This is a genomic window from Neobacillus sp. DY30 (genome assembly GCF_030123065.1).
Lineage (GTDB): Bacteria > Bacillota > Bacilli > Bacillales > Cytobacillaceae > Neobacillus.
Map to the genome: position 1 here is coordinate 1,449,637 of NZ_CP126093.1, position 23,472 is coordinate 1,473,108.

General features: G+C 35.9%; 26 protein-coding genes and 1 riboswitch. Of the genes, 14 read left to right on the plus strand and 12 right to left on the minus strand.

Annotated elements, in window-relative coordinates; genetic code table 11:
- Nucleotides 1–29: 29 nt before the first annotated feature.
- From QNH29_RS07040 to QNH29_RS07050, 3 genes are all read right to left on the minus strand, one after another.
- Nucleotides 30–1,286 carry a DUF445 domain-containing protein gene (locus QNH29_RS07040; protein WP_283864105.1) on the minus strand — a complete coding sequence of 419 codons (1,257 nt, stop codon included), beginning with the start codon at nt 1,284–1,286 and terminating at the stop codon, nt 30–32.
- An 89-nt stretch (nt 1,287–1,375) separates the two neighbouring features.
- Nucleotides 1,376–1,975, minus strand: coding sequence for a DUF3939 domain-containing protein (locus QNH29_RS07045; RefSeq protein WP_283864106.1), 600 nt, complete (start codon nt 1,973–1,975; stop codon nt 1,376–1,378).
- Between the two features lie 199 nt (nt 1,976–2,174).
- Complete coding sequence (locus QNH29_RS07050) at nt 2,175–2,471, minus strand: HesB/YadR/YfhF family protein (RefSeq protein WP_283864107.1); 297 nt, start codon at nt 2,469–2,471, stop codon at nt 2,175–2,177.
- 307 nt (nt 2,472–2,778) lie between these two features.
- Between QNH29_RS07050 and QNH29_RS07055 the strand changes: the two genes are divergently transcribed.
- Entirely contained in the window at nt 2,779–3,114 is a 336-nt protein-coding gene (locus tag QNH29_RS07055; RefSeq protein ID WP_283864108.1) for a hypothetical protein, read from the plus strand.
- A 75-nt stretch (nt 3,115–3,189) separates the two neighbouring features.
- Here the strand turns inward: QNH29_RS07055 and QNH29_RS07060 are convergent, their stop codons facing one another.
- The 4 genes from QNH29_RS07060 to QNH29_RS07075 all read right to left on the minus strand — a co-directional run bounded on the left by QNH29_RS07060 (nt 3,190) and on the right by QNH29_RS07075 (nt 6,623).
- Nucleotides 3,190–3,369 carry a hypothetical protein gene (locus tag QNH29_RS07060; RefSeq protein WP_283864109.1) on the minus strand — a complete coding sequence of 60 codons (180 nt, stop codon included), beginning with the start codon at nt 3,367–3,369 and terminating at the stop codon, nt 3,190–3,192.
- 123 nt (nt 3,370–3,492) lie between these two features.
- Nucleotides 3,493–4,842, minus strand: coding sequence for a hemolysin family protein (locus QNH29_RS07065; protein ID WP_283864110.1), 1,350 nt, complete (start codon nt 4,840–4,842; stop codon nt 3,493–3,495).
- 61 nt (nt 4,843–4,903) lie between these two features.
- The gene (locus QNH29_RS07070) at nt 4,904–5,305 is read right to left on the minus strand and encodes a MerR family transcriptional regulator (protein WP_283865552.1); all 402 of its coding nucleotides are present in this window, start codon (nt 5,303–5,305) and stop codon (nt 4,904–4,906) included.
- A gap of 184 nt (nt 5,306–5,489) precedes the next feature.
- Nucleotides 5,490–6,623, minus strand: a complete 1,134-nt coding sequence (locus QNH29_RS07075; protein WP_283864111.1) for a histidine kinase N-terminal domain-containing protein — start codon at nt 6,621–6,623, stop codon at nt 5,490–5,492.
- Between the two features lie 199 nt (nt 6,624–6,822).
- Nucleotides 6,823–6,930: riboswitch (TPP riboswitch) on the plus strand.
- A 129-nt stretch (nt 6,931–7,059) separates the two neighbouring features.
- Between QNH29_RS07075 and thiT the strand changes: the two genes are divergently transcribed.
- The 12 genes from thiT (at nt 7,060) to fumC (ending at nt 19,821) form a co-directional block, all read left to right on the plus strand.
- On the plus strand, nt 7,060–7,635 hold the full coding sequence (gene thiT / locus QNH29_RS07080; protein WP_283864112.1) for an energy-coupled thiamine transporter ThiT: 576 nt from the start codon (nt 7,060–7,062) through the stop codon (nt 7,633–7,635).
- Nucleotides 7,636–7,774: 139 nt separating this feature from the next.
- Nucleotides 7,775–7,999 carry a FeoA family protein gene (locus tag QNH29_RS07085; RefSeq protein ID WP_283864113.1) on the plus strand — a complete coding sequence of 75 codons (225 nt, stop codon included), beginning with the start codon at nt 7,775–7,777 and terminating at the stop codon, nt 7,997–7,999.
- A complete protein-coding gene (gene feoB, locus QNH29_RS07090) occupies nt 8,000–10,006 on the plus strand; it encodes a ferrous iron transport protein B (protein WP_283864114.1) in 2,007 nt (668 codons plus the stop codon).
- 18 nt (nt 10,007–10,024) lie between these two features.
- On the plus strand, nt 10,025–10,189 hold the full coding sequence (locus tag QNH29_RS07095; protein ID WP_283864115.1) for a FeoB-associated Cys-rich membrane protein: 165 nt from the start codon (nt 10,025–10,027) through the stop codon (nt 10,187–10,189).
- 105 nt (nt 10,190–10,294) lie between these two features.
- Nucleotides 10,295–10,750 carry a helix-turn-helix transcriptional regulator gene (locus QNH29_RS07100; protein ID WP_283864116.1) on the plus strand — a complete coding sequence of 152 codons (456 nt, stop codon included), beginning with the start codon at nt 10,295–10,297 and terminating at the stop codon, nt 10,748–10,750.
- A gap of 108 nt (nt 10,751–10,858) precedes the next feature.
- Entirely contained in the window at nt 10,859–12,889 is a 2,031-nt protein-coding gene (locus QNH29_RS07105) for a transglycosylase domain-containing protein (protein ID WP_283864117.1), read from the plus strand.
- Between the two features lie 135 nt (nt 12,890–13,024).
- Nucleotides 13,025–13,582 carry an RNA polymerase sigma factor SigY gene (gene sigY / locus QNH29_RS07110; RefSeq protein WP_283864118.1) on the plus strand — a complete coding sequence of 186 codons (558 nt, stop codon included), beginning with the start codon at nt 13,025–13,027 and terminating at the stop codon, nt 13,580–13,582.
- Nucleotides 13,536–13,886 (plus strand): YxlC family protein, encoded by a 351-nt coding sequence (locus tag QNH29_RS07115; protein WP_283864119.1) that lies wholly within the window; start codon nt 13,536–13,538, stop codon nt 13,884–13,886. Before sigY ends, QNH29_RS07115 begins: the two co-directional genes overlap by 47 nt.
- On the plus strand, nt 13,879–14,079 hold the full coding sequence (locus tag QNH29_RS07120; RefSeq protein ID WP_283864120.1) for a sigma-Y antisigma factor component: 201 nt from the start codon (nt 13,879–13,881) through the stop codon (nt 14,077–14,079). The genes QNH29_RS07115 and QNH29_RS07120 overlap by 8 nt, the downstream gene beginning before the upstream one ends.
- 319 nt (nt 14,080–14,398) lie before the next feature.
- Complete coding sequence (locus tag QNH29_RS07125; RefSeq protein ID WP_283864121.1) at nt 14,399–16,156, plus strand: ABC transporter ATP-binding protein; 1,758 nt, start codon at nt 14,399–14,401, stop codon at nt 16,154–16,156.
- Complete coding sequence (locus tag QNH29_RS07130; RefSeq protein ID WP_283864122.1) at nt 16,153–18,168, plus strand: ABC transporter ATP-binding protein; 2,016 nt, start codon at nt 16,153–16,155, stop codon at nt 18,166–18,168. The genes QNH29_RS07125 and QNH29_RS07130 overlap by 4 nt, the downstream gene beginning before the upstream one ends.
- 273 nt (nt 18,169–18,441) lie before the next feature.
- Complete coding sequence (gene fumC, locus QNH29_RS07135; protein ID WP_283864123.1) at nt 18,442–19,821, plus strand: class II fumarate hydratase; 1,380 nt, start codon at nt 18,442–18,444, stop codon at nt 19,819–19,821.
- Between the two features lie 76 nt (nt 19,822–19,897).
- On the opposite strand, the gene QNH29_RS07140 is transcribed toward fumC, so the two are convergent.
- Entirely contained in the window at nt 19,898–20,101 is a 204-nt protein-coding gene (locus tag QNH29_RS07140; RefSeq protein WP_034675254.1) for an alpha/beta-type small acid-soluble spore protein, read from the minus strand.
- Between the two features lie 374 nt (nt 20,102–20,475).
- On the opposite strand from QNH29_RS07140, the gene QNH29_RS07145 reads away from it, so the two are divergent.
- Nucleotides 20,476–20,718, plus strand: a complete 243-nt coding sequence (locus QNH29_RS07145; protein ID WP_283864124.1) for a hypothetical protein — start codon at nt 20,476–20,478, stop codon at nt 20,716–20,718.
- Between the two features lie 43 nt (nt 20,719–20,761).
- On the opposite strand, the gene QNH29_RS07150 is transcribed toward QNH29_RS07145, so the two are convergent.
- The 4 genes from QNH29_RS07150 to QNH29_RS07165 form a co-directional block, all read right to left on the minus strand.
- On the minus strand, nt 20,762–21,871 hold the full coding sequence (locus QNH29_RS07150; protein WP_283864125.1) for an ABC transporter ATP-binding protein: 1,110 nt from the start codon (nt 21,869–21,871) through the stop codon (nt 20,762–20,764).
- 119 nt (nt 21,872–21,990) lie between these two features.
- Nucleotides 21,991–22,893, minus strand: coding sequence for a PucR family transcriptional regulator (locus tag QNH29_RS07155; RefSeq protein WP_283864126.1), 903 nt, complete (start codon nt 22,891–22,893; stop codon nt 21,991–21,993).
- A 107-nt stretch (nt 22,894–23,000) separates the two neighbouring features.
- Nucleotides 23,001–23,204 (minus strand): hypothetical protein, encoded by a 204-nt coding sequence (locus QNH29_RS07160; RefSeq protein ID WP_283864127.1) that lies wholly within the window; start codon nt 23,202–23,204, stop codon nt 23,001–23,003.
- Between the two features lie 58 nt (nt 23,205–23,262).
- Nucleotides 23,263–23,472 carry a YheE family protein gene (locus QNH29_RS07165; RefSeq protein WP_283864128.1) on the minus strand — a complete coding sequence of 70 codons (210 nt, stop codon included), beginning with the start codon at nt 23,470–23,472 and terminating at the stop codon, nt 23,263–23,265.

A 23,472-nucleotide genomic window follows, 5' to 3' on the forward strand; every position in this document is an offset into this window, starting at 1 on the left:
TTGGCCATCCATCTGGTGTAAATAAACTTTTAAAAAATTAATTTTAAGCCCACCAAAATGAGACCGATGAGAAAGCCGCAGACTGCCCCGTTTACCCGGATCCATTGCAAGTCCTTTCCCACATTGTTTTCGATCATATTAATAAGAGTTTTATTATCCAATTTTTCTAAGTTTTCTTCGACAAGTTTTCCAATTTTCGAATGATTATTATCAACAAAAATGGAAATTTGCTGCTGGATCCAAGATTCAATTGCATTTATTTTTTCATCATCTGTTTTCAAACTTTCAAGTGCCCTTGATAACTGAGGAAGAAGATGAGCCTCATAAAAATTTGGTGACTCGAGAAGGGTAATTGCCTTATCTTTAAGCTGTTCAATAAAATCGGTAATTTTATCTTCTAAGTGCCATTGTGACAGCAGTTGTTCTTTTATATTATTTATTTCCAAAGCTAGGTTTTCATCTGTTTTAATATCTTGCAGTTTTGTCCCGATATGGAATAAAAGGGTTTGCCTATTTGGATTAAATGGATCCCTAAAGCTGTGTACACCCTTTTGAATAAGCCCCTGAATAATGTTTCCTAATTTTTCCTCATTCACAATATTCGTAAAGGATTTTAAAGCAAATTGCATAAAACCATCCGCTTTAATATTTTCGAGAGCATCAACTGCCATCCTGCCGAGTTTTTCCTTTGTACTTTCTTTCTTAGACCAATCATCAATTTCCTTTAGGACAAAATCAAGTGCCTTTTCATCATATTTCCTTTTAAGTAGTTGGTCAATAATAACTGGAAGATACTTACTTGCATCTAAATCTTTTAACTTTAACTTCATTTCGCTTTCAATAATAGGGGCTAATTTTTTACTATCAACTGAATGAAGTAAATGCTGGATTAGCTTAATCGTAATATTTCTTACATGCTGTCCTGTAATTGCTTGTTCTACAAAGTTAAAGATTTTTTCGGTAAAGGGAATGCTTGATATTTTTTTTCGAATACTTTCTTTTGTCAGCCAATCATTTTCAAGCATTGAAATAATGGCAACAATTATCCTCTTACGGTTCTTTGGTAAAAGTGCTGTATGTGGTATAGGTATACCTAGTGGGTGGCGAAATAATGCGGTGACTGCGAACCAATCTGCAAGACCACCAACCAAGCCGGCTTCAAAGCCTCCCTGAAGAATTGTTCCCCAAAGAGAATCTTGAAAAGGGATTGTTACAATAAAACCTGCTCCCATGACAGCTAGAGAAATCGTCGCTAAATGCTGCGATTTATTCTTTTTCTTCGACATCTGTGTATCCCTCATTTTTACAAAAATATGGTTGTTTATTGATATTATCTCAATACGACGGAAAAAAGCAAAAAAAAACTCTTCTAGCGTCAATGAGAAGAGTCTTGTGCTTTCCTTTTTTCAGGCCTAATATGAGTAATGAGACCATCTAATTCAGTAATATAGAACTGTGTTTCAGGAGTAGATTTTAAATATTTTTCTTGAATTAATTGATAATAATTTACTCTTCGCTGCGGATCAAATTGAAGCATAGGAAATTCTTTACGTTCCTTAACATATAGGTCTACTGCCTTTTGGACCATGTCCATTTCAACAGGTATTTTCTTTTCATTTTCTTCAAAAAGATCATAGGTTTCCTTTGACATGTAAAACTTCTTTGACGGGATTCCGTTTAAAATATGGGCTAGATGTTTAAAATCGATACTGTTATCGTCTTCGACAATATACGTACGATAAACACCATTAGGAAGTTTATCAGAAAATTGCCTTACAGCTTTCCGAACCTGGTCAATGCTTACATCAATGATTGGATAGTTTTGTGCTTCTTTCAGATTTAATTGTGAGTCATTTATAAGCTCAGTAGTTTTATTTACAGGTTTTTTATAATATTTTTGTATTATTACGTAGCCTGTAAATCCTCCAATCCCAGTTCCAAGGAAAGTAAAAATAATTGTAACCCAATCTTCCATTTTGTCCAATCCCTTCTCGTAGGTTAGGAGCGATATGCTCACACATATTATTATATAGGAGCATACATTTATTCCAATACAGATCTCATTTTATTCGTAACTTAAATAAATGTAATTTAAGTATACAAATAAAATAGGAAATAGGAAATAGGGCAGCCATTTATGATGGTTGCCCTAGAGAAATTATATTGGTGAAGAATTAGTTAATTGCAAATGTTTCTTTAAAGCTTATTTGAATTTCTTTCATTTCGTCGTTATAGGATAAGCATGTTTCAATATCCTCGAAAAACCATACATCATTTCCTTCTACATAGAAGAATATACCATTTATCTCTTTCGCATAGCCAATATTTGATGGTGACTCTGCAGAAAATGCCAGGCTGAAACCTTTGTGTTTTTCGCCAAAACCATCATATTGTGGAAACATTCTTACTGTATTAATCTCAAATTCATTCGTAAACCACTTTGCCGCTTTTTCATCAATAGATAGTAACATATAAATGCACCAACCTTTTCAAAATGGTAATATTCATATTAGATTGAAAACTGTTATTAAAAGAAATGTTAATCATTTCTTATGTAATTAGATTAAGGTTTTTCATTTAGTTTGCATGTGACATTTTTCACAAGGAATTCTGTTTTTGAGATTATTAAAAAAAATGTTCATATTTCCGTAATAATCGCCATGAAAAGCGGATACTAACTACTACAAAGAACCTTTTAGTATTGTTTTAGAATTTGTAACATATTCAGAGTGTGAAAGGTGATAAAATGTATTTAATTCGAAAAGGGAGATAGTAACTATGGAGCACAAACTCGATAAATTAAATGAGAATATTTCTGATATTAAAACACTAATAGATACGTTTAATAAGACGTTAGAAAACATCGAACATAGACTTTCTCGATTGGAGCAAATGGACAGTATTGAGCATCGAGTGGAGGTTAATCAAATTGACTTATCAGATATAAAAGAATCTCTGCAGCGTATTGAAGACGTTCAAGGCAATGTAGTAAAACACTTAGAGGAAAACTTAGGAAATGGTGAGGAAATTAAGCACATTAATCGTCGGCTGGATTCACACTTAATTAAATTAGCTAAAGCAGAGGAAGAAATTATTATATTAAGAAATAGATAACCAGATAGGAAAAAAGATCAGATATGATAACCTGATCTTTTTTGTGTATTGAAGAATGGTGCAAGCGCTTACGATTTATTTACCAAATAGCGCTTTGAGCGCCTTATAGATAAAGGCTAAAGAAAAAATACTCATTGCTAATGAGCCAACGATATCAAAAATTGGACCTAAGAAGCTTAAAAATGATACCAGTTCTACACTCATTAAAACAAATCCAGAAAGTATTGCCGCTAAAAATAAGAAAATTAATTCCATCGAAATTCTCCCCCCTTTAATTTTAGAATATGATTACAAGAGGGAGGATGATTGGGATTTTAATAAAATATTACAATTTTATTACAAAAAAACAGACCAAGCTGGTCTGTTTAAAAATCATATTTAAGAAAGTACTTCTGTTTGTGGCAAGGCTATTTTATTCGTAATTTGTTCATCATTTGCAACCTTAGTTACCTCGATATATTTAATATGGTGATCTTCCATATCGAGTATTTTAAAGATGTAGGATTCGTGATGAATAGAGTCTCCTTCTTTTGCCTCATAGTTCTCAGTTAAAATCCATCCGCCAATGGTGTCAATATCTTCATCATCAATCTCGACTCCCAGCAAATCGTTTACCTCAGTAACTAAAACCTTAGAATCAATAATATAATGGTTTTCTTTAATTTTACGAATCATTGGAATCTCATCAGAATCAAATTCGTCGCGGATTTCCCCGACAATCTCCTCAAGGATATCTTCAACTGTTACGAGACCTGATGTACCGCCATATTCATCCATTAAAATAGCCATGTGCATCCGATCCTTCTGCATTTTTACAAGCAAATCGTGGATCGGTATCGTTTCAATAACTCTAATAATCGGACGAGTATAATGTTCAAGTGTTTTAGTTGAGATTGTTTCTTTACTGATTAGGTCAGTAACCATTTCTTTAATATTTACTAGACCAATAATATGGTCTTTATCACCGTCAATAATGGGATACCTTGTATATTTTTCCTCACGAATAATTTCGAGAAAAGTATCTAGTGTATCATCTTTGGATAATGAAACAATTTCAGTCCTTGGAACCATAATTTCTTTGGCAATACGGTTATCAAATTCAAAAATTTTATTTACATACTTAAACTCAGATTGGTTAATTTCGCCACTTTTATAGCTTTCTGAGAGGATAATACGAAGTTCTTCCTCGGTATGTGCCATTTCGCTTTCAGAGACCGGCTTAAGACCAAAGATACTCGTTACAATTCGTGCAGACCCATTTAATAACCAAATAAACGGGTACATCACTTTATAAAAGAAGATTAACGGCCGCGACATGATTAGAGTAATCAATTCAGCTTTCTGAATAGCCAGTGTTTTAGGTGCCAGTTCCCCTACGACAACATGTAAAAATGTAATAGTTGCAAAAGCAATCCCAATGGATAAAACATGGGAAACACCTTCAGGAATTTCTAGTCCATTGAAAAGGGGAGTGAGTAAATGCTCAATGGTTGATTCTCCAATCCAGCCTAAAGCAAGGGCCGTAATTGTAATTCCTAACTGACAAGCTGAAAGATATTCATCTAAGTTTGAAATGACTTTTTTCGCTGGAATAGCACTCGAATTACCTTCCTCAATTAACTGATCAATTCTCGAACTGCGAATTTTAACAATAGCAAACTCTGAAGTTACAAAAAAAGCAGTTAACGCAATTAAAATGGCTATTAAAACCAAGTTAAATATGTCCAAATAAGTTCCCTTAGCTCGTTATATACGAGTTAAGGAGTCACCTCCTAGTAATTTAAAAAAATTAACTCGTTTCATTCAAAAGGGAGTTAGTCAGCAATGATTTTAGCATCATTAGATTCGATGTAAGTTTTTCTTTTTGAAGATCATCCAATTTTTCAATGAATGGAATTAAGTCAAATAAATCATTTTGAAGCTGCTGCATTTGCTGTGTAACTGTGTTTACATGTTTTTCCACTTCTGAATCACGAATTGTTTTGTCCTTCTTCATATCTAGTTTTCTTTTAATCTCTTCGAGCGGGTAGTGTAAACTCTTACATTCTTCAATAAATTTTAAATCCTTTAAGGATTCATCAGAGTATATTCGGTAATTAGATTTGGATCGTTCTGCACTTAACAAACCAATTGATGTGTAATAATCAATCGTCCGTTTAGAGACCATTGCAATTTCTGCTAATTCACCGATACGATAAACAGCCCCATCAAATCACCTCATATTTCTAAATTTAAAAATAATTATAGTAAATTCCAACTGTACAGTCAAACGTTCTGGTTTGTATAATTAGATGGTATAAACATTTTATGAAAAAAGTCTTGTTTTATGAATCAGAAAATAATAAATTTTAGAAACAAAATAAAAAAAACGTCTTCTACAAAGAAGGCGCTTCAAGAGGTAATTTAATTGTAAATACTGTTAGTTCTGGACTTGACATACAGTGTAATGTACCTTTATGTTTTTCAATGATTTCCTTACAAACAAAAAGACCAAGGCCGGTACCTAGTTTTTTTGTTGTGAAAAAAGGCTCAAAAATGGTTTTACTCAACTCTGCAGGAATCATTGGTCCATTATTAGATATAGATAAAACCACATGTGAATTATTTTCTATGCAGCATTTTATTTCAATCGTTGGGTTTGGTATTCTATGATGGTTTAAAACGTCAATGGCATTAAAAATAATATTAATGAAAACTTGTCTCATTTCATCTGCATATCCATAAAGATTGATATCGTCCACAATATCCTTTTTTATTTTTACCTTACCATCTAAAATACTTGGATATAAGAAATTTAACACTTCATCAATTAATTTATTTTGATTGAATTGTTCTTTTTCTTTACCTATTAGTTCTTTTTTAGATAATAATAAAAATTGTGAAATACGGAAATTAAGCTGATCCAGTTCACTTGAAATAATATCGAGATATTTCATTTCTGGGTGATCTGCTTTGAGAAGCTGGATAAACCCTTGTATAGAAGTAAGTGGGTTTCTAAATTCATGAATAAAACTTGATGTCATTTGTCCAAGAAGGGTTAAACGATCTTGATGAGTTGAATCAATAAACATTGTTTTTTCTTCAATAATTTTGTTTTTAGCTTCTGTATAATGAGTAACTGCGTAATATAGAAATTTATCAAAACAAAAATTTATGTTATTTATAGATTCTTGAAGATCCTCCCACTCTAGACCAGTCTTACTTAAATAGCTATATAAAACCGTTCTGCCAAGGTTAACATTATAAACAAAGTCTCCAATGTTAATATTTGCCAAGGCTCGTTCTTCAGAAATTTCTATCGCATACTTTTCAATAGAATCTAAGAGTTCCTTTTCACTCATGGTATGCATGTTTAACACGATATTAAAAATGGCTATGCCATTTTGACTGATCTTATCTTTATAGGGATCTCCATTAGAAATAACAATGGAATTCTCCCACTCATGAAGCAATTGCTCTTTATTCTTTTCAAAAAAAGCTATTAAATCGATTCTTACTTCTGATAACATCACAGTTTCCTCCTAAGACATTGCCGAACTGATTAAATTTAATTCGTGATTATAGCTGGAAATCCCTTTAAATAATAATAGGTAAATTTTATCAATTTCTATCTGTGATTTTATAAGTATTTTAATTATATCATGAATGGATGTTTTAACCTTGTAAAACTCCTATAAAAATAGTATATTCTTTAATGAAATAATTAAATATTTCCACAAGGGGAGCTGCTTTTTAGTGGCTGAGAGTGAACGTTCGAGTTCTGACCCTATGAACCTGTTAGGTAACACTAGCGTAGGGATGTGGTTTGCCGAAAATTAATGCAAGCAATGCAGACTTTCCTTATATGTCCTGCATTGCTTTTTTGTTTATATGGCGCCATATGCATCTTTCAGTAATAACTATCGAACGTTCTCCCAAGATACAAATAAAATAGGGGGAACATGTATGGAGAAAAAACGTAGTAACACATTATTTTTAGTAGAAGTAGCAGTATTTTCAGCATTAGCTTATTTATTGGATTTGGTTTCAGGATTGCTGTCACTAAAAATATGGCCGCAGGGAGGGTCCATTTCCATTGCGATGATTCCCATTTTCCTAATGTCATTTCGTTGGGGTGTAAAGGGTGGTATCTTGTCTGGCTTTTTACTAGGATTACTTCAATTTATCCTCGGTTTTTCACAAATCTACACGCTTCTCCAAGGGATTATTGATTATGGTATTGCCTTTTCAGTAGTTGGTTTAGCAGGTATTTTTGCTTCTCAAGTGAAAGACTCTCTTTCTAAAAATAATAGGAGAAAATGGGTCACATTTGTGTTGTTAGGGACATTTTTAGGCAGTGCACTACGATATGCAGCCCATGTAATATCGGGAATTGTGTTTTTTGGTGAATATGCACCTGAAGGTCAGCCAGCAGCTGTATATTCCCTGCTATACAATGGAACCTATATGCTTCCAAGCTTTATCGTATGTGCGATTATTGTTATCCTAATCATAAATTCCGCACCGAAAAAAATGATATAGTTGTTGAAAAATAGAAAAGTCTGTGACTTTTCTATTTTTTTTTCGAACATTTGTCACAAATTCAGCCATTTTTCAATGGTAAAATAATCATATAAATAAAGATAATCATTCTCAATTAACCTATGTAAGGGTGATAGCGATGTTCGGTTCGTTTAGAGTAGGAGATAAAGGGAAAATCATAGATATTTCGAAAGTTGGACATATGGTACAAAGACGGCTGCTGGACCTGGGAATAACAGAAGGTTCAGAAGTTTGTGTAAAATGTGTCATGCCTTTTGGGGGCCCAGTGATGATTGAATCCTGTGGACAATGTGTGGGTCTCCGCCGTAAAGAAGCGCGCTTAATAGAAGTGGAGAGAGTCTAAATGGAAATCGCACTGATTGGAAACCCTAATACTGGAAAAACTTCATTGTTTAATAATCTAACAGGGTCCTATGAGTATGTTGGGAACTGGAGCGGTGTTACAGTTGAAAAGAAGGTCGGAGTTTTCAAGAATAATATTGGAAGATTAATTGATTTGCCAGGGGTTTATTCACTTAATCCATTATCAAAGGATGAAGGGGTAGTTACTGCCTATTTCTTAGAGGAACCAGTAGACAGGCTGCTTAATATTTTGGATGCTTCGCAATTAGAGCGTAACTTACATTTAACATTACAATTGCTTGAATATGAAAAGCCTGCACTAATTGGTTTGAATATGGTGGATGTCGCTGTCAATCGAGGCATACAAATCGATACGGAAAAACTTTCCCAGATTTTAGGAGTACCAGTTGTTCCTGTTGTCGCAAGAAATGGTAAAGGCTGTGATCGATTAATAGAGGTCATTTCAACTAGTTCAAATCATTCTAAGGTGAAAAAACATGTTTATTATGGACATGCAGTTGAAGACACGATTACCAAACTAAGCATTGAACTTAGAGGTAAAACCGATCACTCCCCTAGATGGCTGGCACTTCAATTATTTGAGGGGAATCAGTATGTATTAAAGTACCTTTCTGACATTATAGAAACTACTAAACTTGAGTCATACATTTCTCATCTAGAGTCTCTATTAATTCAAAAAAATGATACTGTAAAATCACTGTCAAACTATATTTACTTAAAAAGAAAAGAAGTTATTGAAAGTATTCTTAAAACCTCTGTTCGAAAAGTAAACTCCGTTGTACCACTTTCAGAGAAAATTGACGCTATTGTCACGAATCGTTATTTAGGAATGCCGATTTTTTTAATATGTATGTATTTGATGTTTATGTTGACCTTTGATTGGCTGGGAACTCCATTATCAGACGGTCTGGATGTAATCCTAACTGGACCAGTGACATTAGGTATCGAAAAATTCCTCGGGGTTATTCATGCCTCAGACTTCATACATGCTTTGATTATTGAAGGCCTGATTGCCGGCGTCGGTGGAGTACTTGTGTTTGTGCCGCAGATTTTTATTCTATTCTTTTTTATATCTTTATTAGAGGATTCTGGTTACATGGCGAGGGTTGCGCTTGTAATGGACAGAATTATGGAGTCCGCAGGGCTGAACGGAAAGGCATTTATTCCGATGATGATTGGATTTGGATGTAATGTACCAGGGATTATGGCGGCTAGAACTATTGAAACACCTCGTGAGAGATTTATGACGATACTGTTAACTCCACTAATGTCATGTTCTGCACGATTACCAGTATACGCATTATTTGTTGGGGCATTTTTTGTCGGTCATAAAGCAATGGTGGTATTAAGTCTGTATGTTCTAGGCATCGTTGTCGCTCTTGTTTTAGCAAAAATATTTACTAAAACACTCTTAAAATCAGAGACATCACTATTTGTCATTGAGCTGCCGCCTTATCGTCTTCCCCAAGTTCAATCGCTTTGGAGAAGCACCTGGGATAAGGGAAAGGGATTTATTAGAAAAGCCGGAACGTTCATCTTTGCTGGTTCCGTTTTCATTTGGCTTTTATCGTATTCTGGACCGAGTGGATTAAAAGTAAATATGGATGAAAGCTTTTTAGCGGCGATAGGAAATTTGTTTGCCCCGCTTTTAGAGCCAATTGGGTTCGGTACGTGGCAGGCAGCGGCTTCTTTAATAACGGGTTTCCTGGCAAAAGAAGCAATAATCTCAACGATGAATATTATTTACTTTGTTCCTGAGAATGCAAGTTTGCAAGGTTTATTGAGTGATTTTTACACACCGCTTGCCGCCTATAGTTTTATGGTTTTTATTTTATTATATATTCCTTGTTTAGCAACTGCAGCTACTATTTATAAAGAAACAGGCTCAAAGAAATGGACTGCATTTTCCATTCTTTACTCACTATTTATTGCATATATTTTGTGCTTAGTTATTTATCAGGGTGGTAAACTTTTGGGACTGGCTTAAGAATGGAGGGTGCGGGGGATGTTAGCGAATTTAGGAAGTATCATAATTGGCACTGCAATTTTTGGGTACGCTGCTTGGGCATTAGTGAAGTTCATTAATAAATCAAAAAAAGGGAAATGTGCTGCTTGTGAACTTGAAAAGACCTGTTCTAGTCAAAGTTCATGCGGGCCTTCACCAAAATAAATCCTTCAAACTGCTATACATTTATTGATAGCAGTTTTTTTCTTTTCATTATGATAGAACTTGTATAAAATTACACTAATAGGCGTTTCGAAGGAAGGGTTTTAATTGAATAGGGATGAAATTATTAGGCTGGTTTCTGATAAACTACGATTAATTCGCACAGAAGCAGGATATACGCAGGATAAGATGGCGGAAATCATTGGTGTTTCAAAAAAAACCTTGGTTCAAATTGAAAAAGGAAGAGTGCTGGCAGGCTGGTCTACCGTTGTCACCATTTGTGCTTTATTTAGAGAAGCAGAGACCGTCCAATTTTTATTCGGAAATGAGCCACTCGAAGTATTGGAAACTGTAGCACGCGAAGGAATCGATTATCGAAGGATGAAAACCTTCGGAGGTAAAATTTGGTGGCGTGAAGTCTTAAGAAAGAACGGCTTTATCCTCCAGCAGAATATTCTTAGTAAACATTTCCGAATATTAGATGATAAACACTATCGGGTATACAGCAGCTTTGACGAAAAACAGGCAAAAATTCGCTTTAAAGAATTAATCAAGAACGAATAAAGAAAAGCATTCGAATTTGAGTGCTTTTCTTTTTTTATTGGTTAATTTTTCCCCTTTTTGGGAAAAAGAAAATGATGTCCTTCATCTCATATCTTTTAAGGAGGAATTATGAAAAAGGTAGTGAACAACTGGAAGCGATGGCATATGAATCAGGTGATGGTTCTCTCGTTTTCTCTTTTAATTTTGGGCTTCCTAGGGATTGTGTATGCTTATTCCATGGATGCGGATATTTCTTCACTTAAGAATGAACTTCCCCAGGCAACCGTATTTTATGATTTAAATGGCGAGGTTGCGAGTAAAGTATCAGCGAATAAGAATGAAGGTATTTCAATTGAACAGGTACCAGAATCATTGAAAAATGCTGTGATTGCAATAGAGGACCGTCGGTTTTATGAGCACCATGGTGTCGATTATATTGGTATTACGAGAGCACTTATTCGGGACATAAAAGCTGGTGGAATGGTAGAAGGCGGCAGTACGATTACCCAGCAATTAACAAAAAACACGTTACTCACCTCTCAAAAAACCCTAAAGAGAAAAATTGACGAAGTGTTTTTAGCAATGGAAATTGAGAAACAATACAGCAAAGCAGAAATCCTTCAAATGTACCTAAATCAAATCTATTTTGGTGATGGTGCATGGGGAATTAAGCATGCAGCAAGCAATTATTTTGGCAAAGAGGTCAAGGACCTTACTATTAGTGAATCTGCGTTACTAGCAGGTCTAATAAAAGCACCCTCTTCTCTAAATCCCTATCAGCACTTAGATCGTGCAACTAAGAGGAGAAATCTTGTACTCGCTCAAATGAAGAACCAAGGCTATATAACATCACAGCAATATGTTCAGGCGTTAGATGAGAGGGTCATTCTTAAGAATAAGGGCGGAGACCCATTTCGAGGAAAGTATCCACACTATGTGGATCAAGTTTTTGAAGAAGCTATTAATGTCTATCATTTATCACAGGATGAATTACTAACAGGAGGTTATCAAATATACACAGAACTCGATCCTGCTATGCAAAATGCAATGGAAAAAACGTATCAAAGAGATGATTTATTTCCAAGAGGATCAGACCGGCTCGTACAAAGCGGCGGGATATTACTTGATCCAAAAACAGGCGGAATCCGCGCAATTGTTGGCGGACGAGGGGAGCATACTTTTAGGGGTTATAATCGTGCTACGCAATTAAAGGCACAGCCAGGTTCTTCTATTAAACCGATTGCTGTCTTTACACCTGCACTCGAAGCTGGTTGGAAAATAACAGATCTGTTAAAGGATGAACCTATGAACTTTGGTGAATATGAGCCAAAAAATTATAATCATGAATATGCTGGGGAAGTGCCGATGTATGAAGCAGTCAAAGATTCAAAAAATGTTCCAGCAGTCTGGTTATTAAATGAAATAGGAATAGAAAAGGGAGTGGATTCAACTAGACGTTTTGGAATACCATTACAAAAAGGTGATCGTAATCTATCACTAGCACTCGGCGGCTTAGAACAAGGTGTATCGCCGCTTGTAATGGCTGAGGCATATTCCGTCTTCCCTAACAATGGAGTTAGAATAAAAGCTCATGTAATAAAGAAAATAGTCGATGCCGAGGGTGACGTAGTTGCTGAATGGAAGGAAAAAAAGGAAAAAGTCACGACAAAATCTATAACTAATCGTATTAACACCATGCTTCTCGGAGTGGTTGAGCATGGATCTGGAAAAAGCGCACAAATCTCGGGAAGGGAAATTGCCGGGAAGACAGGCTCGACGCAAGTACCACTTGAAGGGGTCACAGGGGTCAAGGACCAGTGGTTTGTTGGCTATTCCCCACAACTAGTTGGAGCAGTGTGGGTGGGATACGATAAAACAGATGAAAATCACTACTTGAACACTACAAGCGGTGCGGGAGCAGCTATTCTTTTTAGAGAAGTAATGAAAGAAGCATTAAAAGGTACACCTTCTAGCAGTTTTGGCGTCCCGCACATTGACACTTTGATTAAAAAGAAGGAAGAGGCAGAGGCAGAACAGAACCGAAAATCACTTGAAGAGCATTTTAGAAAGAGTTCAAGTAAATGGGAAGAAAGGTGGAGAAAACAAAAAGAAAAGTGGGAAAAGCGTTGGAAAAAATTTGGTCCGGACATAAATCATTAAAAGGAAGGCACGAAGAGATATTCGTGCCTTTTGTGTTAGAATTAAATTTATTTACCAAAATAATGAACGAAATACTTACTTGCACGTCTTATACATAGAAAAAAGGGTAGATGGGGGAAAGAGAGGACAAGTGTGATGGATCCGTTAATAAAAAGTGCACAAGAAGGGGATCATCTAGCATTTGCCATGTTGTTTAAAGAAAACTATCCGTTCCTTGTAAAGTATTTAATGAAAATAACCATGAATCCAGATGTGGCAGAGGAACTAGCTCAAGAAACAATGGCAAAATGTATTCAAAAAATTCATCTCTATAATGGTCAAAGTAAATTTTCGACTTGGCTGATTTCCATTGCCACTAATACTTATATTGACCAATGTAGAAGGCAAAAGAGAGAAAACAAATGGAAAGGACAAGAAGAAGTATTTCGAAAACTAAAATGGCATTTTGAAAGCCGGAATGAGGAATGGAACGATGCACTAGAGGCATTAGGTAAATTACCAGTAGACGTTCGGGTTCCCATTGTACTGAAGCATTACTATGGATACTCATATGATGAAATTGGTGCATGGATGAAAATTTCCTCAGGAACGGTGAAATCTAGAGTTCATAATGGAATTTTGGCAGTAAGAAGGGAGCTGAAACTAGGTGAAGAAACAGAAGGTCGTTATACTAGACAACGAACAACAAAATAATCATGACTTGGATGCTATTCACAAACTGCAGGATGGGTTAAGCAAGGTTGATCAATTCCCTGTCTATACTCCGGATCTACAATGGTTTGAAAATATGGTAATAACCGAGAAGGAAAATAGCAGAAAAAACTTGAGAAAAGAATTATCCTTATTTCTCATGATTGCATTATTCATTTTAAGTGGAATCATAGTCTCTTTTTATCAAATGCCAATTGTTTTTCTCTTCATACAAATAATCACTTCGGTTTTTATTGCATTCTACACAATTACCGGATTTCGTAAGAAGGTGAATATCAATGAGTAATGAATTATCACCAACTGTGATCATTTTCGTTGCTGCTGTCCTTTTAGTGCAAAGTATCTTTTTATTTTTAGATGCAAGGAAACGCAATCACAACTATTGGTTATGGGGAATCGTCGGTCTTATTCAAGCTCCAATGCCAACACTTTTTTACTTAATATTTGTTCGTAAGATTTTTCGAAAAAGGGCTGATTAATCATCTGGAAAAATTCTGAAAAATAGGAATTGACATATAAATAAACTGGTGATAATCTAACAAAGGATGTAAAAAAAGGAAAAGGAGGGTTACAAAATGATTGTTTTATACAGTAATTTATCAGCAACTGAATATCCGAATGTAACCTGCTCCCAGACGACCTTTTTTTAGTTAGTCTATTTTAATCATTGATATTAAAACACAGGTTGCGTTCTTTTAGGTACGTAACGTGTGTTTTTTTGTCTCTTTTTTAGTTTCGAGGCATGCTGCACTCTTTTGCGGTATGTCTCTTTCTTTTTTTTTACAAGGGGGTAATAGGATGTTTTCGGTTTTACAGAAATTGGGTTGGTTTTTCAAAGAATATTGGAAGCGGTATCTTATCGCGATATCATTATTAATTCTAGTTGGGATTCTAGATGTTGTTCCGCCTAAATTAATTGGGATGGCAATCGATGATATTCATCTTGGAGTTATGGATAATGGAAAAATCATAAAATATCTATGCTATCTTATCTTAATAATGATTTTCTCATACGGAATCACCTATGTTTGGATGTATAAACTATTCGGCGGAGCTTTTCTGGTTGAAAGAAAGTTAAGATCCCGTTTTATGAAGCACTTGTTAAGCATGTCACCAACATTTTATGAAAAAAATCGAACTGGCGACCTAATGGCAAGGGCCACAAATGATTTAAAGGCAATCTCTATAACCGCAGGGTTTGGGATATTGACTCTTGTCGATTCAAGTGTTTGGATGCTTACTCTCATTATAACCATGGGGATTTTAATCAGCTGGAAATTAACCATTGCAGCAATCCTTCCATTGCCCATTATGGCTTATATCATGCAAATTTATGGAAATAGGATTCATAAGCGTTTTATGGAAGCACAGGATGCATTTGGGGAGTTAAACGATCGGGTATTAGAATCTGTTGCGGGTGTAAGGGTTATCCGTGCATATGTTCAGGAAGAGGCAGATCGCAGAAGGTTTCATCAACTTACAGAGGATGTCTTTGAAAAGAATATTAAAGTAGCATGGATTGATTCGTTATTCGATCCCACAGTAAAAATACTGGTAGGAATAAGCTATATGATTGGACTAGGGTATGGTGCATTCTTAGTTTTCAATCAGGCAATTACCTTAGGCGACCTTGTTTCTTTTAATGTTTATCTAGGAATGTTAATCTGGCCAATGTTTGCGATTGGTGAATTAATTAATATTATGCAACGAGGTAATGCATCACTTGACAGGGTAAATGAAACATTGTCCTTTAAGGAAACCGTTGAGAATCCTTTAATGCCAGTTACAATTGAAACAGCGGACCGTATTGAATTTAAAGAGGTAACGTTTCGCTATCCATCTTCAAAGGGGGATAATTTAACGAAGGTTTCTGTTGAATTGCTTCAAGGGCAAACGTTGGGAATTGTCGGTAAAACAGGCAGCGGAAAAACAACAATGATTAAACAATTATTACGACAATATCCTCTTGGAACTGGTGAACTGTCTATCTCAGGTGTACCTCTTCAAGAGCAGACACTAAATCAAGTTCGTCAATGGATTGGCTATGTGCCCCAAGATCATGTTCTTTTTTCAAAAAGTGTTAAAGAAAATATACTTTTTGGGAATTCGGAAGCAACAGATGAAGAATTGGAGAAAGCGATTGATTTAGCTGCATTCAAAAAGGATTTAGAAATGCTCCCGGATGGATTAGAAACACTGGTTGGCGAAAAAGGTGTAGCATTGTCTGGCGGTCAAAAACAAAGAATATCGATTGCTCGAGCGTTAATAAAAAAACCTGACATTTTAATCCTGGACGATTCCTTGTCAGCCGTTGACGCCAAAACAGAAAAGAGAATTATTGATAATATTCGTGAGATTAGAAAGGACAAAACCACAATTATTACAACGCATCGAATGTCAGCTGTTGAGCATGCAGACCAAATCCTCGTTCTCGATGATGGAAAAATAATTGAAGCAGGGACTCATGAACAACTGCTTTCTAATGATGGATGGTATAAAGAACAATTTTTAAGACAGCAAGTGGAAAATAATTTAGAAGAAGAGGTGACAGCATGAATACTGGCCGGCGATTAACGCAGTATGCATTAAACTACAAAAAAATTATTTTAGCGGCATTATTTATGCTGACCATTTCCGTTGTTACTGATTTAGCAGGTCCATTCATTGCGAAAAATATTATTGACCAACATATTTTAGGTATTGAATCTGTTTGGTATGAAACATCAAGTGGAAAAAACACAACAGAATATAACGGGAAGTTTTATAAAAAAGAAAAGAATTTCTCAAACGGTGAACAAAAGGGGAAACAAATAAGAATTTTGCAGGTTGGGGCCAGGTTTGTCATCGTTGAAGAGGATCTAGAATTTGATGGGAAAAGAACCTTCAAAGAAGGTGTTTTAACGGTTCAAAAGGGCACGGAAAAGGCGGAATATGACGCACAGTTCCTTACAACGAAAGAGCTAATGGCGTTTTATGAGTTGGAGATTCCAGGGATTATTACGCTGCTGGTTATTTATTTTATACTATTAGTAATCTCTGCAATTTTCCAATATGGTCAGCGCTTTTTACTTCAGAAGTCAGCAAATCGAATCATTCAAAAAATGCGGGAGGATGTATTTGGCCAGATCCAACGGCTTCCAATTCAATATTTTGATAACCTTCCAGCTGGGAAGGTGGTTGCAAGGATTACCAATGACACAGAAGCAATACGCGAACTATATGTAACTGTCCTAGCCCAATTTTTTACCAGTGCCATTTATATTACAGGAATATATGTTGCCCTTTTTATTCTAGATGTAAAGCTTGCAGCCATTTGTTTATTACTATTGCCAATCCTATATGGATGGATGTTATTATATCGAAAGTTCGCTTCAAAATATAATCATGTTATTCGTTCACGAATTAGCGATATTAATGCGACTATCAATGAATCGATCGGCGGCATGAGTATAATTCAAGCATTTGGGAGAGAAAAAGAAACAGAAAAGGAATTTGAAAAACTTAATCATGAACATTTTACGTACCAAAATAAATTACTGAGTTTAAATTCCTTAACTTCTCATAATTTAGTAGGAGTTCTAAGAAATCTCGTCTTTGTTGCATTTATTTGGTATTTTGGCGGGCAAGCGTTAAATCCTGCTTCGGTTATTTCTCTTGGTGTGCTCTATGCATTTGTAGATTACATTAATCGTCTTTTTAATCCGGTTCAGGGGATTGTCAACCAATTTGCCAATTTGGAATCGGCTTTAGTGGCTGGTGAAAGAGTGTTTAAACTCATGGATGAATCAGGCGAGGATGTAAGTTCACAAAGAATGGATCGATTTGAGGGTAATGTTACATTTGACCATGTGTCGTTTGGATACAAAGATGGCGAGTATGTATTGAAAGATATTGATTTTGAGGTTAAACAAGGGCAGACCGTCGCACTTGTAGGGCACACTGGATCTGGAAAAAGCTCGATCATGAATTTGCTCTTCCGTTTCTATGACTGTCAAAAGGGGAAAATTCTTATTGATGGTAAGGATATTGTCAGCATTCCACGTCAAACCATTCGTAATCATATGGGTATCGTCTTACAGGATCCATATTTGTTTACGGGTACGATTGCCTCCAATGTGAGTCTTAATGATCCATCGATAACAAGAGGAATGGTTGAAAAAGCGTTAAAGGATGTTGGGGCAGATAAGGTTTTTAAAAACCTGGAAAATGGTTATGATGAACCTGTAATCGAAAAAGGAAGTACTTTATCCAGCGGTCAGCGCCAGTTAATCTCCTTTGCTAGAGCCCTTGCTTTTAATCCAGCTATCTTAATTTTAGATGAAGCCACATCAAGCATTGATACTGAAACAGAAACTGTTATCCAAGAAGCCATGGATGTTCTTAAAAAAGGGAGAACGACGTTTATTATTGCACACAGGTTATCAACGATTCGGAATGCTGATCAAATACTTGTTTTAGACCGTGGTAAGATTGTCGAACGCGGCTCACATGATGAATTGATGGTGCTAGGAGGCAAATACTATCAGATGTATGAACTCCAAAAAGGCAGCGCCGGACTTGCAGGGTGATGTTCATAAAGTGTTCAATTTTATGTTAATAAACTGTTATTTTTATCACAGGTAAAAACCCCTTATTATGATAATTTATATATGTTTAAGCTCTTTCATAAATAAAAGGGGGTGGAATATTGATGACAGACTTTTCAATTGTAAATGTAATTGGCAGTTTCTTAATTCTTTCGTACTTTATTGGTTATATGATTGTAAAACATTAAACTGCAGACAAATGTCTGTAGTTTTTTTTTGTTTTTTGGGTATATATGGTAGTGAGGTGAATGATTCATGGAAAATGTTAGAATAGAGAAAGATACACTCGGTGAGGTAAAGGTTCCGGCTGATAAATTTTGGGGTGCACAAACACAGAGGAGTCTTAACAACTTCGATATTGGCATAGAAAAAATGCCGATTGAAGTCGTCCATGCGTTGGCTGCCATAAAAAAAGCCGCCGCTATTGTCAATCATCATTTAGGAAAACTGACTGAGAGTAAAATGACGGCTATTGTTTCGGTTTGTGACTCAGTCCTTTCAGGAAATTATGACGAGCATTTTCCACTAGCAGTCTGGCAAACAGGGAGCGGTACACAAACGAATATGAATGTAAATGAGGTGATTGCCAACCGGGCAAATGAATGGCTCATAAATCAAGGAAGTATTGAACGAGTTCATCCAAATGATGACGTAAATATGTCACAGAGTTCGAATGATACATTTCCGACGGCCATGCATATCGCTGCCTACATAAATATAGAAGAGTATTTACTTCCTGCCATTCGTGAGCTTAAGGCCACTTTTTTTGAAAAGGAAAAGGCATTTATGCAAATAGTAAAGATTGGCAGAACTCATTTGCAGGATGCGACGCCCTTGACTTTCGGCCAAGAAATAAGCGGCTGGAGGGCTATGCTCGAAAAGGATGAAAAGATGGTGGCCGAATCCTGTCAATACTTACTGGATCTTGCTATTGGCGGCACCGCGGTTGGCACTGGAATAAACGCACATAGAAAATTTGGAGAAAAAATGGCGGAACAGCTGTCAACATTGACTGGTTACCCTTTTAAGACTTCAGCAAATAAATTTCACTCCTTAACAAGTCATGATGAAATGGTTTTTGCGCACGGTGCATTAAAAGCTCTGGCAGCTGATTTAATGAAAATTGCCAATGATGTCAGATGGCTGGCAAGCGGGCCTCGAAGCGGGATAGGTGAATTAATCATACCTGCCAACGAGCCGGGAAGTTCGATTATGCCTGGAAAGGTAAACCCCACTCAAAGTGAAGCGTTAACAATGGTTGCCTGCCAAATATTCGGGAATGATGCGACAATCGGATTTGCGGCAAGCCAAGGTAATTTTGAATTAAATGTTTTTAAGCCGGTCATTATTTATAATTTCATTCAATCGCTATCCCTCTTAACAGACAGCATTCGTTCTTTTAATGAAAAATGTGCGGTTGGAATTGAAATAAATGAAGAAGTAGTTGAAAAGCATGTGGAGCGATCATTAATGCTTGTTACGGCGTTAAATCCCTATATTGGATATGAAAAGGCTGCAGAGATTGCCAAGCTTGCCTATAAGGAAAATAGTACGCTAAAGGAAGCAGCGGTAAAAACGGGATATGTGTCCTCACAACAATTCGATGATTGGGTTAAACCAGAAAATATGATCTAAGACCATAGAAAGCCCCCTCCGATAGTGGAGGGGGCTTAAGCCATATTATTTATTTTTTACTGTGTTTTGCTTAAGATTAGCGTTGGAATCCGCCAAGTTGTTGCTCAGCCATTGCTACAAGACGCTTAGTGATTTCTCCTCCAACAGAACCGTTAGCACGTGAAGTTGTATCTGCTCCAAGGTTAACACCAAATTCTGAAGCGATTTCATACTTCATTTGATCAAGTGCTTGTTGAACGCCTGGTACTAAAAGTTGATTAGAGTTGTTGTTACTAGCCATAGTTGAATAACACTCCTCTTAATAATTTTGGGGTCAGTATGGAATTGAACCATTATGGTTATGCTAACCATTGCCACCATGGCCTAACCCATCTTATAAAGTTATTAGGTATTGGAGCTGCTTCATACTTTCATTTGGTGTGGCTGGGTTAGCCGGACTTGCACCGGCTTTAGACCCTGTTGGTGAAAAAGAGATATTCTTTTCACTTGGTAACCCATTGATATAAGTTGTTGCTTGCTTTGTAATATTTATTATGATTAAAATTGGACTACTTATTCGATTCTTTATTTGGTAATTTATTCCTCTACATAGTCGGGGTATAGTAACGTAAACTACCCTTATACTCATATATTAAAATTAAAGGGTGAGTGGAAATGTCAATATGCCCAATATGTAATGGTTTACGTGAATTGTATCAATTGTGCACACATTGCGGGGAACAAATGGTGGATAGCGGCAGATTAATTGATTTTTTTGATGATTACAGTCCGTACATGGAGATTGACTTAATGAAAATGGAGGATGGTTTCCCAGATACCAATTCAGGGCAAAAATGCCCGCACCTATATACATGTCCGGCCTGTCATAACGATGATGTCATCTTTATTAAAGAATAATCATGCTAAAAAGGTCCCGCAAATGCGGGACCTCAATTACTTATTATTCATTAGTCGCACGAATGCGGGACTCAGTTTCAGCGTCAAAGAAGTGACCTTTGTTTAAATCAAATGCTAGTTCTAATTTATCTCCTGGGTGAATATCAGCTCTTGAATCTAAGCGGGCAACGAAGTCTTGGCCATCGATACTGGAGTAAACCATTAATTCTGCACCAGTTAATTCAGCTACATCAACATTTGCGGTAATTTTTGTACCAGCAGATGCTTCGATAAATACAGGCTCATCATGGATATCTTCTGGACGAACGCCAAGGATGATCTCTTTTCCAACATAACCTTGTTCACGAAGAACTTTCATCTTTCCTTCAGGAACGGCAATAGAAGTTTTTCCAGCTACAAACTTACCATCTTCGAGTCTGCCTTTGAAGAAGTTCATTGCAGGTGAACCGATAAATCCGCCAACGAATACATTTTCTGGCTTTTCGTATACTTCTTTTGGTGTACCCACTTGTTGGATAATTCCATCCTTCATAACTACAAGTCTAGAAGCCATTGTCATTGCTTCTGTTTGGTCATGCGTTACATAAATAGTGGTTGTATTTAAACGACGGTGAAGCTTAGCAATTTCAGCACGCATGGCTACACGAAGTTTTGCATCAAGGTTTGAAAGAGGCTCGTCCATTAGGAATACCTTTGCGTCACGGACAATCGCACGGCCTAGCGCAACACGCTGACGTTGACCACCTGATAATGCTTTTGGCTTTCTCTTTAAGTAAGCTTCTAATCCTAGAATTTTTGCTGCTTCATTTACTCGGCGATCAATTTCATCCTTCGGGAATTTACGAAGTTTAAGACCGAAAGCCATATTATCATAAACTGTCATATGCGGGTATAGTGCATAGTTTTGGAATACCATTGCGATATCACGATCTTTAGGAGCTACATCATTAACTCGTTTTCCATCGATATAAAAGTCACCTTTTGAAATTTCTTCAAGACCAGCGACCATACGTAGTGTTGTTGATTTACCACAGCCAGACGGACCTACAAATACGATAAACTCCTTATCTTGGATATGTAGATTGAAGTCTGTAACCGCTGTTACTTTATTGTCATAAATTTTATAAATATGATCTAATTTTAATTCAGCCATTGTGTAAACCCTCCCTGTTTTGATTAACTTAAGTGTACATGAAAAGGTTTACAAACAGTATGGACACAATGCACAAAGTTCTTAAAGGAAATTTTGTGCATTGTGTCCTATCGCCTTTTCTATTTTCTTTGTTCGTAAAGCAGACATGCTAAAAAAACAGTAAAAGCTCCGTAAAAGTCTTTCAATTGTACGCCTGTTTTATCAATAAATTTATCAATCCGATACTGCAATGTATTTCGATGGATATATAACTTTTTAGCCGTTAAACTAGCATTTAGATTATTTTCAAGGAAAATTTTTATAGTCGTATATAATTCAGGATCTTCAGAAAACACAGAGGAAAGCTCCATTTTAATTTTTTCTTTCATGTATTCAGGGAGATTGAATGCCACAAAAGCTGGAAATACTTTTTCAAAGGTAAGTATATTAGTACCTTCAAGTTTTTCTTTAGCAAACTCAAAATACTCTTTTTCCTGTTGAAAATGGCTACGTAAATAACTAGAGGAAAGGTACACTTTGCCAAAATAAAAAGATATTTTAACATAAAAATCACTTTCAAGCGTATCTGCAATGGAAGTTAGTTCACTTTCGGTAAGGGACATATGTTTTGTTTCTTCAATGACGATGCCATTATGATCATCTTCCCAAATAATTTGTACTTCATCTGAAAAAAACCCTTTTATTGCGGGCTCCATTTCTGTTGGGTCAACTCCACGGCCTTGAATGTGAAATTGAATGAATCGAAAATTACTGTCTTCATTAAGTGAGGGCATTGATCCATTTAATAATAAAAAATCATGCCATTTTTTTGATAATGTCGTTAGTGGCTTCGCCGGAATTTTTACTTGTTCGTATAGTGTTTGAAGAAGAGTGACCTCTTTTTCTGTTAGACTTGATTTCGGAATGGCGAGCCATTGTTTTTGAGATACGTCAAAAAATATGTAAAATTGATCAGATGTATGCTGCGGTTGTTCAGTATATAAAATTGAATTTGCGTATAAAGACATGAGATTTTTTAACAAGATTAACTTCTCCATTTGAAAAATTTTAAAATAATGCAATAATTATAACATGAATTCTGTTCGATCGAATGATAAAAGGCTGACTTGTGTGTCAGCCTTTTTCTGCTTTACTCATTTATGTTAGATGGCGGTTCTTCTTCTGTCAGATTTCTTGCTTCTTCAATATTAGTTGTGTCGTGGCGTGAATGGACTGAACCACCTGATAAACCTTCATTTATTATTCTGTCAATATCTAAATACACCATGTCTTTGCCTTCATACTGCAAATCTGTCTTTGCTTGAACATTTTTTCCTTCCTTCACAATCACCATTCCCTTTCCTGTTTTCTAATAGTTTGCGGAAAGGGGAATATTTCATGCAGTTTAATGATTATTCGTAAACATGGAATAGCATTAATTCATGAATTTGCCTGGATAACGATTCTATATCATCCTGCTCAGGAGTATTCGCAGTCCATTCAATTTTTCCAGTTTGATGATAGATACCTGAGTATCTTTGCTTTTTATAGTAAAACGAAAAATTCCAGCCTGGAATTTTTTCATTTTCAAATAAAGGCTTATATTGAAAATGTGTCAGCAA

Excerpts from the sequence above, each read along its gene's own strand:
- QNH29_RS07040 (WP_283864105.1), bottom strand. The coding sequence starts at position 1,286 with ATGTCGAAGAAAAAGAATAAATCGCAGCATTTAGCGACGATTTCTCTA.
- QNH29_RS07045 (WP_283864106.1), bottom strand. The coding sequence starts at position 1,975 with ATGGAAGATTGGGTTACAATTATTTTTACTTTCCTTGGAACTGGGATT.
- QNH29_RS07050 (WP_283864107.1), bottom strand. The coding sequence starts at position 2,471 with ATGTTACTATCTATTGATGAAAAAGCGGCAAAGTGGTTTACGAATGAA.
- QNH29_RS07055 (WP_283864108.1), top strand. The coding sequence starts at position 2,779 with ATGGAGCACAAACTCGATAAATTAAATGAGAATATTTCTGATATTAAA.
- QNH29_RS07060 (WP_283864109.1), bottom strand. The coding sequence starts at position 3,369 with ATGGAATTAATTTTCTTATTTTTAGCGGCAATACTTTCTGGATTTGTT.
- QNH29_RS07075 (WP_283864111.1), bottom strand. The coding sequence starts at position 6,623 with ATGTTATCAGAAGTAAGAATCGATTTAATAGCTTTTTTTGAAAAGAAT.
- thiT (WP_283864112.1), top strand. The coding sequence starts at position 7,060 with ATGGAGAAAAAACGTAGTAACACATTATTTTTAGTAGAAGTAGCAGTA.
- QNH29_RS07085 (WP_283864113.1), top strand. The coding sequence starts at position 7,775 with ATGTTCGGTTCGTTTAGAGTAGGAGATAAAGGGAAAATCATAGATATT.
- feoB (WP_283864114.1), top strand. The coding sequence starts at position 8,000 with ATGGAAATCGCACTGATTGGAAACCCTAATACTGGAAAAACTTCATTG.
- QNH29_RS07095 (WP_283864115.1), top strand. The coding sequence starts at position 10,025 with ATGTTAGCGAATTTAGGAAGTATCATAATTGGCACTGCAATTTTTGGG.
- QNH29_RS07105 (WP_283864117.1), top strand. The coding sequence starts at position 10,859 with ATGAAAAAGGTAGTGAACAACTGGAAGCGATGGCATATGAATCAGGTG.
- sigY (WP_283864118.1), top strand. The coding sequence starts at position 13,025 with ATGGATCCGTTAATAAAAAGTGCACAAGAAGGGGATCATCTAGCATTT.
- QNH29_RS07120 (WP_283864120.1), top strand. The coding sequence starts at position 13,879 with ATGAGTAATGAATTATCACCAACTGTGATCATTTTCGTTGCTGCTGTC.
- QNH29_RS07125 (WP_283864121.1), top strand. The coding sequence starts at position 14,399 with ATGTTTTCGGTTTTACAGAAATTGGGTTGGTTTTTCAAAGAATATTGG.
- QNH29_RS07130 (WP_283864122.1), top strand. The coding sequence starts at position 16,153 with ATGAATACTGGCCGGCGATTAACGCAGTATGCATTAAACTACAAAAAA.
- fumC (WP_283864123.1), top strand. The coding sequence starts at position 18,442 with ATGGAAAATGTTAGAATAGAGAAAGATACACTCGGTGAGGTAAAGGTT.
- QNH29_RS07140 (WP_034675254.1), bottom strand. The coding sequence starts at position 20,101 with ATGGCTAGTAACAACAACTCTAATCAACTTTTAGTACCAGGCGTTCAA.
- QNH29_RS07145 (WP_283864124.1), top strand. The coding sequence starts at position 20,476 with ATGTCAATATGCCCAATATGTAATGGTTTACGTGAATTGTATCAATTG.
- QNH29_RS07150 (WP_283864125.1), bottom strand. The coding sequence starts at position 21,871 with ATGGCTGAATTAAAATTAGATCATATTTATAAAATTTATGACAATAAA.
- QNH29_RS07160 (WP_283864127.1), bottom strand. The coding sequence starts at position 23,204 with ATGGTGATTGTGAAGGAAGGAAAAAATGTTCAAGCAAAGACAGATTTG.